At 42.3% G+C, this 9,396-nt stretch carries 11 protein-coding genes; 8 read left to right on the top strand and 3 right to left on the bottom strand.

Annotated features, from left to right (window positions below):
- From A1019T_RS03760 to A1019T_RS03720, 8 genes are all read left to right on the top strand, one after another.
- Positions 1-301, top strand: a 301-nt coding sequence (locus A1019T_RS03760) for an RNA-guided endonuclease InsQ/TnpB family protein (protein ID WP_077450492.1), incomplete at its 5' end; no start/stop codon positions are given.
- Positions 302-896: 595 nt separating this feature from the next.
- Entirely contained in the window at positions 897-2,186 is a 1,290-nt protein-coding gene (locus A1019T_RS03750) for a molybdopterin molybdotransferase MoeA (protein WP_077450491.1), read from the top strand.
- Positions 2,187-2,827: 641 nt separating this feature from the next.
- Positions 2,828-3,799: a GTP 3',8-cyclase MoaA gene (gene moaA / locus A1019T_RS03745; RefSeq protein WP_077450493.1), complete on the top strand. Its 972-nt coding sequence runs from the start codon at positions 2,828-2,830 to the stop codon at positions 3,797-3,799.
- Positions 3,800-3,863: 64 nt separating this feature from the next.
- Entirely contained in the window at positions 3,864-4,391 is a 528-nt protein-coding gene (moaB, locus tag A1019T_RS03740; RefSeq protein ID WP_077450490.1) for a molybdenum cofactor biosynthesis protein B, read from the top strand.
- Positions 4,392-4,395: 4 nt separating this feature from the next.
- Positions 4,396-5,100 carry a molybdenum cofactor guanylyltransferase gene (gene mobA, locus A1019T_RS03735; RefSeq protein ID WP_077450489.1) on the top strand — a complete coding sequence of 235 codons (705 nt, stop codon included), beginning with the start codon at positions 4,396-4,398 and terminating at the stop codon, positions 5,098-5,100.
- A gap of 108 nt (positions 5,101-5,208) precedes the next feature.
- Positions 5,209-5,736, top strand: coding sequence for a cyclic pyranopterin monophosphate synthase MoaC (gene moaC, locus A1019T_RS03730; protein ID WP_077450488.1), 528 nt, complete (start codon positions 5,209-5,211; stop codon positions 5,734-5,736).
- A 75-nt stretch (positions 5,737-5,811) separates the two neighbouring features.
- Positions 5,812-6,054 (top strand): molybdopterin converting factor subunit 1, encoded by a 243-nt coding sequence (moaD, locus tag A1019T_RS03725; RefSeq protein WP_077450487.1) that lies wholly within the window; start codon positions 5,812-5,814, stop codon positions 6,052-6,054.
- 48 nt (positions 6,055-6,102) lie between these two features.
- The gene (locus A1019T_RS03720) at positions 6,103-6,618 is read left to right on the top strand and encodes a molybdenum cofactor biosynthesis protein MoaE (protein ID WP_077450486.1); all 516 of its coding nucleotides are present in this window, start codon (positions 6,103-6,105) and stop codon (positions 6,616-6,618) included.
- Positions 6,619-6,806: 188 nt separating this feature from the next.
- Here the strand turns inward: A1019T_RS03720 and modB are convergent, their stop codons facing one another.
- The 3 genes from modB to A1019T_RS03705 form a co-directional block, all read right to left on the bottom strand.
- Complete coding sequence (modB, locus tag A1019T_RS03715; protein WP_077450485.1) at positions 6,807-7,553, bottom strand: molybdate ABC transporter permease subunit; 747 nt, start codon at positions 7,551-7,553, stop codon at positions 6,807-6,809.
- 178 nt (positions 7,554-7,731) lie between these two features.
- Positions 7,732-8,655, bottom strand: a complete 924-nt coding sequence (gene modA, locus A1019T_RS03710; RefSeq protein WP_077450484.1) for a molybdate ABC transporter substrate-binding protein — start codon at positions 8,653-8,655, stop codon at positions 7,732-7,734.
- A 251-nt stretch (positions 8,656-8,906) separates the two neighbouring features.
- A partial coding sequence (locus tag A1019T_RS03705; RefSeq protein ID WP_208608023.1) for a CDP-glycerol glycerophosphotransferase family protein occupies positions 8,907-9,396 on the bottom strand: 490 nt, incomplete at its 5' end.

Here is a 9,396-nt window from a genome sequence, read left to right as displayed (position 1 = left end):
AAAAACCAATCTAGCTAAATCAACATACGATGCAGGATGGTTTGAGCTTAAACGACAACTGGAATACAAATGCAAGCATGCAGGTTGTCAGCTTGAGATCGTAAATGAGAGTTACACTACCCAGACCTGTTCGTGCTGCCTTAAAATAAGTGAAAGTAGTCCGAAAGGTAGAGCAGGACTTGGAATAAGAGGATGGACTTGTGCTGAGTGTGGCACATGGCATGATAGAGATATCAATGCTGCTAAGAACATCCTTGCGGTCGGGCTTGACCGTCTAGCTGTAGGAATCCCCTCGGTTTAGCGAGGGGAGGAAGTCAAGCGGCTGTCGTGTTTTGTCAATACTACTAGTTTCAAGCATACAAATAGGTAGGTTGACCTAATCATACTAATTTGGGGATCGTCGGAGTGAGTAGCTAGAAATGCAACTAATGCTCTATCTACGATGTTTTTTAACTTAAGTTGCTCTAAAGGAGTATTTTGAGAGTGAGTTGATTGTGCTATAAAGGTACTATTATCAGGAAGATTTAACCATGACGTAACTGCCTCTTTCTCGACTTTGAATTCTTTACATGAAAGCGGAAATATCCGATGTAAATTGTACAGCTTTCTAATCAAAGGCTGAGCTTCATTTAGATCTGCTTTTAGGGTAAGCTCATCGTTAAGCCAACGCGTGATTAGCTCTGTATTAGTCTTCACATCATATTCCATCGCTAGTATTAGGAAATTTATCAGGGATATCTTAAACATTAGCTTAATTTGTCTGATGCATCCACTGGGGTTTTTAAACTAAATTGCATTTTTAACAAAATTAAACAAAAGCGTAGGTTTACGTTATCCTTACAAGAGTAATTGGTTTGCCAATCAAATTTCATATTAACAAAAAAAAGAGCAATTTTATGATTACTGTTGAAGCATTAAAGGGCGCCATTACCGAGCGTATCACGGCTTATAATGAACAAGACCTACCGTTTACTAAGCGTGCCATAGAAATTCGGGATTTATTGGCCAGTCAAAATCATATTCTAGCCACCGATATCGCCTCGCCATTTGATGTGCCACGCCAAAACCTCTCGGCGATGGATGGGTATGGCATTGCTAAGGGCAGCATACTTGATCAAGGCACAAGCATCGACATTGTTGGGGAATCGCAGGCTGGCTCGCCGTTTAGCGGCAAACTACAACCAGGTCAAGGGGTGCGAATCTTCACGGGGGCCGTGGTGCCTAGTGACTGTGATACGGTGGTAATGCAGGAAAATACCAATTTTGAGAACATCAAAGATAGTATTGATAAGTCGCAGACCTACGCTATTGAGCTGAATCAAGCCGCCAAAGTTAACAGCAATATTCGTAAACAGGGTGAAGAGATTGAAGAAGGTGAGGTGGTGTTGGAAGCTGGCAAACGCCTAAACCCTGCCGACATTAGTTTACTGGCAAACTTGGGGGTCGCTAAAGTTGAGGTCTATAAGCCAATTACTGTGGGGATCTTAGCCACAGGAGATGAGTTAGTGGCAGTGGATGAACCGTTACAAACACTGGCCCAGATTTATAACTCCAACACGCCTACCTTAAAGAGCATGTATGCCCATCTTCCGCTAGTGATTCAGGACTACGGCATTATTCCCGACCATTTAGAAATGACCAAAAAGGCAGTGCGCAGTGCGATGCAGGAGTGTGATGTGCTGATCTCTACCGCTGGGGTTTCGGTGGGTGATTATGACTTTTTGACCACAGTGATTGAAGAGCTGGGTCAGATTAATCACTATAAAGTAGCGATGAAGCCAGGCAAGCCTTTTGTGTTTGGCGAGTTGACCGAAAGCCTAGACGTACCGGTGTTGTACTTTGGTCTACCGGGCAACCCCTTATCCTCTGTAGTAGGCAGTTTACAGTTTATTATTCCTGCTTTGTGGCGCTTATCAGGCATTAATGAGGCAGAGATTCCTAAGTCGTTAACACTGACCGCGAGTCTGGTCAATGATGTCAAAAAGTCACCAGGTCGAGCTGATTTTCAGCGCGGTATTTTTAGCCAAAATGCAGCGGGGGAGTATGTGGTAAGTACCGCCGGCAAGCAAGACTCGCACCGTATTAAGCAGTTAAGCTTGGCCAATTGTTTGATTGTATTACCAAAAGACTCCGGCAATCTGGTTGCAGGGGACAAGGTAACGATACAGCTCTTTCCTTGGTATTAACGGTTGTTAATTGTTAACGTGATCGCGTGGTCAATCATTAAGTAAGCTATTGGGTATTAGTTAATTGGTAATAACCAATAGCAAACAACTTATCTATAGACGACAAACGGCCAGTCATCTGCCTAAATAGTCTTGATAAAGACCACAAACCATATACTACTAAAGAGGTAGATGACCTAGCGCAGGGCCCTCTTTAGGGTGGGTATCTATTGCTCCGCAACCTGTTATAATATCTATTAACTAACCCCCCCCCTTCATAGAAGATCCATCCACAACCTGAGGCAACGCTTAGAGCACATTAACTATCAATGACTACGGTACCCAATATGACCCTTCTTAATTCCAACCTAGGGAGAGCTAGGCTCTATACTCCTTCCCACAATTCAGTTAGGTATGCAGGTACTCTGATGTCATCCGCTAATACAGCTTCTGTGATGGGTACTTCTGTGAGTCGTTTTGTGTTGCCCTTTGATTTAAAACAGGCTGACTTTGAGTCACCTTTTATCAATATTGCTCACAATCAAGCTTTCTATAACAATCCATCTAATAAGTTAGTCGTTGCTAAATCTGCCAAAGGTTTAGTGTCAGGTTCTTCGTCAATTGCTAGCAATGCTGTCAGCCAAAGTGATGAGAGTGATGGTATGTTGACCGATGGATTCTCGCGTCGTTTAACCTATTTACGTTTATCGATTACCGATTTTTGTAATTTTCGCTGTGGTTATTGTCTGCCCAATGGCTATCAAGGCAAGCGTCCAGATAATGAATTAAGTCTGCAAGAAATTGACGTACTGATTAAAGCCTTCTCTCAAGTAGGCACAAAAAAGGTACGTTTAACCGGTGGTGAGCCCTCCATCCGTAAGGATGTGACCCAAATTATCGAGCAGGTAAAAGCCACGCCAGGTATCGAAACAGTGGCGATGACCAGTAATGGCTATAAATTGGGCAAACATTTGGCCAATTGGCAGCAAGCCGGACTTGATCAGTTAAATATTAGTCTCGATAGCTTTGATGCGCCGACCTTTCATAAGATGACTGGCTTTAATATGTTACCGCAGCTGCTTCATGACATAGATATGCTGTTAGCGACCACAGATATTAAGCTCAAACTCAACGGTATCTTAATGGAAGACACCGCTTATGACAGTTTGATTGCTGCTTTGGAGTTTGTGAAGACGCGTCCGGTAACCTATCGCTTTATTGAGTTTATGCAGACCACGGACAACCGGGATTTGTTCTTTGCTCAGCATGCCCAGTCAGCGCTTATTACTGATTATTTGTTAAAAAATGGCTGGCAAGCGCACAACCGGGGTCAAAACGATGGCCCGGCCATAGAGTATAGTCACCCCGACTATGTGGGCCGTATTGGGATGATTGCTCCTTATGCGCCGCACTTTTGTGACAGCTGTAACCGACTACGCGTCAGTAGTCTTGGTAAGGTGCATTTGTGCCTGTTTGATCAGGGTAACTACGATATCCGGAACTATTTACAGCAGCAAGATGTGGCCGGCCTAGTCCAAAAACTACATGAGTTTATGCCAATAAAGCCTGAACACCATCATTTAGCCGAATCTAACAGTGGCATTATGCATAACCTGTCTATGATTGGTGGTTAACTGGCTGTATTAAACAATATCTTCAATTTTTTAAGTTGTTAAATCTGTTATTTAAGGCACTTCTATGTCAAAAGAAAAAGTATTTACTCCGTTAAACGTGGCGGTATTAACCGTATCTGATAGCCGTACTTTGGAACAAGACACCTCGGGTCAGTACTTGGCAGACTCATTACAAGAAGCTGGTCACAACCTAGCTGATCGTCAATTAATCACCGATGATATTTACAAAATCCGTGCGGTTATTAGTGGTTGGATTGCTGACCCTGAAGTGCATGCAGTAATTACTACGGGTGGAACAGGCTTTTATATCCGTGATAGCATGCCTGAAGCGGTAAGTGTGTTGTTTGATAAAAAAATCGACGGCTTTGGTGAAATGTTCCGTTTAATCTCCAAAGATGAGATTGGCATGTCGACCATTCAATCGCGTGCTATTGCCGGTATGGCCAATAATACTGTGATTTTCTGTCTGCCAGGATCATCAGGCGCTTGCCGCACCGGTTGGACAAAGATTATCAAAGAGCAATTAGACAGCCGCACGGGTCCTTGTAACTTTGTGCCGCATTTAATGCGTGTCAATCCAGGTCACGACTAATTAAATGGCAGAAGCACTTTCACGCAGGCTTGAAGCAAAATCCTTGGCTGGAGTGCTTATCCTAGCGGGCGGCTTATCAACTCGTATGGGCTCACCCAAAGCGCTGTTGAAATTGCCCTCCGGTGAAACTTTGCTAGATTATCATGTGCGCAGTGCCGCTAAACTTGGAGTGCCGATTTTAATAGCTGATAACGGACAGGGGTTCACCACTCAAATTGAGACTGTGAATAGCTCTATTAGCTATATTCAGGATTATCAGCCGCACAGTAGCAATCCTGAAGCGGAAGATAAACATTCAGCAGGACCGCTTGGTGCAATCTTGGCTGGCATGCAGGGGATATTGGCAGATAATGAGTCAAAATGGTTGTTGGTAGTCAGCTGCGATAGTTTGGTTAATGGTTTTGATATTTGGCAGTATTTGATGGAAGAAAAACCTCAAAGCTTATCAGACAGTGCTACAGTTGTTAATGAGCCTAATACCCAGCCGCAAATGTACTGTTTGGCCGATAATGAGCGAGATTATCCGCTGTTGGCCTTGTATCAATTGCAATTAGCCGAGCCATTAAAGGCTTATTTGGATAGTGGAGAGCGACGAGTCATGCGTTTTATCAGCCCTATTAGCCAGTCAGTGGCTATGCCACAAGACTGGTACACGCTTTCTAATTTAAATACCCCAGAGCAGTTTGAGATAGCCTGTCAGCAGTTATAAATAAAGTTATCGCGGTTATTCAAACAAGCCAAGGTTATGCAAACTTATTCAAATTAGCAAAACAAAACTTAAACCAGTTAAGCCCAAAATTTTAGGTTAAAACCCATTATGTCACTTCCAAACTCTGATCAAGATAAGCCAAGTTTAAGCCAACAGCCACACAAGCTATCGCACTTAGATGCTGATGGCGACATTCATATGGTGGATGTGGGGCATAAGACAGTTACCACCCGTGAAGCGGTGGCGCAAGGCTATGTGGTTTTCCCAAAAGATATCTATTCTGAAATTAAAGCCGCTGATGGCATGACTAAAAAGGGAAGCATCACTCAGACCGCCCACATTGCTGGGATTATGGCCGCCAAACGTACCCATGATTTAATTCCATTGTGCCACCCACTGCCATTAGATAAAGTGGGTTTAAGCTTTAGCTATGAAGATGAAATGTATGCCATTAAAGTGACCTCAACAGTGCGAGTCACTCATAAGACAGGAGTTGAAATGGAAGCGCTAACTGCAGTAAGCGTCGCCTGTTTGACCATTTATGACATGACCAAGGCGTTATCGCACGACATTATTATTAATGATATGCGCTTGGTGACTAAAACTGGCGGTAAGTCAGACTATCAAAATCCGTAATCAGAGCAACTATCCTTTTATTCTTATTCTTTGGTTACATCCATCTACTAAACAATAGAGACAGTCGAGACAAATATGCGTATTACCGTTTTGTACTTTGCCAGCTTGGCAGATAAAGCCCAACAAGGGCAGCAGCAGCTTGATTTAGCAGACAACATAAGTCTATCTGAGCTATACGCTCAGCTAAAGCAACAACATGGCTTAGCGTTAGACACTGCAAAAGTGAGAGTGGCGATTAACGATGAGTTTGCCAGTTGGGACGATGCGATTAATGACGGCGATACTATTGCCTTTATTCCGCCTGTGGCCGGTGGCTAGACGTTTTTTCTAGACAGCTATTTAAATAATTATTTGTTGGAGTAACGAATGGACAGTCAAACTGCTTTGGACGCCACCAATCCCCCCCATCAGCAGGCAAGCACTATCTCGCATACAGTAGAAGAGGTTTATCAGCTGGCGCAGACTCAAGGTTTTGCTTTGCTGGACGAGGCTATTGATGCCGAGCATCTAAAAGACTTTTTGCAAGATGAGCAGTGCGGTGCCTTAGCAACTTTTGAGGGTTGGGTGCGCAATCACAATAATGACAGCCGTGTGACCAGCCTGACTTATTATGGTTATGAGGAATTAGCGATTAACCAAGGTAAACGGATTATCGAGGAAGCCAAGCGTTTATTTGATATCGAAAACGCGGTAGCGATTCACCGTATTGGTGCGCTAGAAATTGGCGATATGGCGGTGTGGGTCGGGGTGTCTTCTAAGCACCGTTACCCAGCTTTTGATGCCTGCAAATGGATATTAGACACCATTAAAGCTGATATTCCGGTATGGAAGCAAGAGTTTTACCAAGATGAGCCCTCTAAGTGGCTAAGTAATAATGGTTAAGTAGCAGGGGCTAAGTGACAGTGGTTAAGTGACCGTTGTTAAGTGAAAGTTGGCTAGTTAGAAAAGTGCTAAGTTACAAAGACTAATCTTCAGTCCAATAACTAAAAAATCCGGCTTACGCTGGATTTTTTTATGGGTTATTGTTTTATGTAGTAGCTGTTTTTATGTCTTAAAGACAATAAGCTAAGCTATCTTTTAGGCTTAGACTTGGAGCGAGTTGTCTTTGTAAACGACCCTTCATTAACCTGACGGTTGATACTGGCAATCAGACCTACTAGCACGATACCCAGTAGCACCAATAGTAGCGACATGGTATGTGCCATTTCATAATTTAAAGCTTCGACTTGCTCATAGATGGCAATGGAGATGACTTTGGTTTCTCCAGCGATACTACCGCCAATCATCAGCACCACCCCAAACTCACCAATAGTGTGTGCAAAGCTAATCAGACTACCTAATATAATGCCAGTTTTTGCTTGGGGTAATGCTACGGCGATAAAACGGCGTAATCGGCTTGGTTCTAATAGCAGCGCCATATCACTGATACTTTTTGGAATGCGTAAAAACTGGGCATACACCGGCTGTACATAAAACGGTAGCGAATAAATAATGGACCCCAGCACCAACCCTTCAAAGGTAAAAGCCAAAGCACCAATGTTATGTGCCATAAGCCATTTACCAAGCGCGAAATTGGGACTAAGTAGCAAGAGCAGATAAAACCCAAGTACCGTTGGTGGTAATACCAAAGGCATGGCAACCACGCCCATCAGCATGATTTTAATACGGGAAATGAGATTACTAGAGGAGGGTTTGGCCAGCCAATAGGCGATAGGGGTAGCAAATACTAGCAAGCACAAGGTGGTAATAGAGGCCAGTTTTATACTCAGCCACAGCGGTAGCAACATGTCAGATAGGTGAGGGCTAAGAAGTGACATATAGGGGTTAATACCAAAGGGCTTATAGCAGTGAGTGATAAGTTGAGATCGTTTTATTAACTATTAAGCATAGCCTTATTATAACGTTTTACCCAGACTTTATCTGACTTCTCATATCACAATAGTTATTATCCTAAAGTCAAACCCTGTTAACCTCATTCAAAACTTCAAGTCCACACTAAGGCTTAGCAATCGGTAGATACCCTGCGTCAGCAAATAGCTTTTGTGCTGACTCAGACTGTAGATATTGACTAAAGTCTGTGGCTTTAGGATGGTCACTGATCACGATGCCATCTTGCAATATCGCAGGATAGCTTTCGGGTTGTAGGGCTAAGTATTTTGACGGTTCAACCTTGGCACTGATTAATTGTGATAATGCCACAAAGCCATAGTCGGTGGTGGCTGTGTGGGTATATTGAAAAGCCTGACCAATATTTTCGGCTTGGATTAAGCGTTTGCTGTCATTTAATTCATCATAAACCTCTTGCTGCTGCAAAAAAGCTTTGGCTGATGCGCCATAGGGAGCCAGTTCAGGATTGGCCAAGGTGATTTTTACGGTATTTCTACTCGCTTTAGGTTGAGTAATAAATAACTGCTGCAGGCTAGCTTTGTCTAAGGTCTTGATTGAGCTTAAGTCATGGTTACTGCTATATAGAGCTAATTGACCACGGGCATAAGTAAATGGAGCTTGAGCAGTAGATTTATTAGTGGCTTGTTGCTGAGCATATTTAGCAGGAAATGCTTGATCAGCGGATAAAAACAGATTGTAGGGAGCACCAGAGTTAATCTGAGCAAATAACTTACCTGATGAGGCGTAGGTAACTTCAATTTTTGGCTTTAAGTTCTCTGTATTCTGACTGTCTTTATTTTGGCTGTCTTTGTTATGAGCTGCTTCGGCTTGATAGGCCTCAATCACTGCTGGCAATACCCCAGCTAAGTTGGCTGCCGCTGCGATACGTAATACTTTAGCCGACTCAGCTTTGCCGTTATTAGCATTGGTGTCGGATACAGTATCAGCTTTTGTTGTGTTATCAGTACCAGAGCAGCTAGCCAATACCAGTAAGGCAGGCAGGCTAATGATAAGCTTTAGATAAGGGGTCATAGACAACCTATATTTATCCATCAACAGAAGGTAAGTCTATATTTTGCCTGAAATATTAGGGTTAGGGTATAAGTCTTTCGGGTAGGTTGACGTAGATAAGGTAGTAAATAGTAGCTATCGGATTAATAGTATAAAGAGTCAGGAGAATAAAAAAGCTGAACAAACAAAAAGCTGAGCATTGCTCAGCTTTTTGTTCATCTATATAGGTGTTTGTTTTTTTTGTTTTTTGAAGAAATAGTTATATTTACATTTTAAGCTCTTGTAAGGCCAAGCTTTTCAAATATTCTTTTAGATGCCCCATATCCATAGCTATTGAATTTATTATCCATAGAAGTGCTTGATGGGTAGGAGTTGACCATATTTATTATATCTTGGGGCTTATTAATAGTATGAACATACTCCAACAGCTCATTAATTGGAGTTACACTCTTTCTTATATAGTTTTCTTGGCTTGATTGTATGAAACCTACAGGAATAGGGGTGTTAATACAATCTATCATTACGGACGAAAAGTCTGTAATAAGTCCTTTAGAGATGCTCAGTAAGTCGTATAAGTTTATACCTGTGGATTCCCAATGCTTAGAGTCAAAGAATAATATATTAGAAAATTGCAATAATTCAAATCGAGAGGTATTAGCGTCCATAGGGTGTAGCTTAATTATAATTTTAATATTATTTACTAAACAAAGTTGATTCAAACTTTCTAAAAAATCATCTGGTAAATCTTCAATAAAGCTACTA

This window comes from Psychrobacter piechaudii, from assembly GCF_900162825.1.
GTDB classification, from domain to species: domain Bacteria; phylum Pseudomonadota; class Gammaproteobacteria; order Pseudomonadales; family Moraxellaceae; genus Psychrobacter; species Psychrobacter piechaudii.
Note: the sequence above shows the minus strand (reverse complement) of the source record. Positions and strands in the feature narration are given on the sequence as shown.

Bases quoted from the DNA above. Each gene is read 5' to 3' on its own strand.
- moaB (WP_077450490.1), top strand. From the start codon at position 3,864: ATGTCAAAAGAAAAAGTATTTACTCCGTTAAACGTGGCGGTATTAACC.
- A1019T_RS03720 (WP_077450486.1), top strand. From the start codon at position 6,103: ATGGACAGTCAAACTGCTTTGGACGCCACCAATCCCCCCCATCAGCAG.
- moaD (WP_077450487.1), top strand. From the start codon at position 5,812: ATGCGTATTACCGTTTTGTACTTTGCCAGCTTGGCAGATAAAGCCCAA.
- A1019T_RS03750 (WP_077450491.1), top strand. From the start codon at position 897: ATGATTACTGTTGAAGCATTAAAGGGCGCCATTACCGAGCGTATCACG.
- modB (WP_077450485.1), bottom strand. From the start codon at position 7,553: ATGTCACTTCTTAGCCCTCACCTATCTGACATGTTGCTACCGCTGTGG.
- moaC (WP_077450488.1), top strand. From the start codon at position 5,209: ATGTCACTTCCAAACTCTGATCAAGATAAGCCAAGTTTAAGCCAACAG.
- moaA (WP_077450493.1), top strand. From the start codon at position 2,828: ATGTTGACCGATGGATTCTCGCGTCGTTTAACCTATTTACGTTTATCG.
- modA (WP_077450484.1), bottom strand. From the start codon at position 8,655: ATGACCCCTTATCTAAAGCTTATCATTAGCCTGCCTGCCTTACTGGTA.
- mobA (WP_077450489.1), top strand. From the start codon at position 4,396: ATGGCAGAAGCACTTTCACGCAGGCTTGAAGCAAAATCCTTGGCTGGA.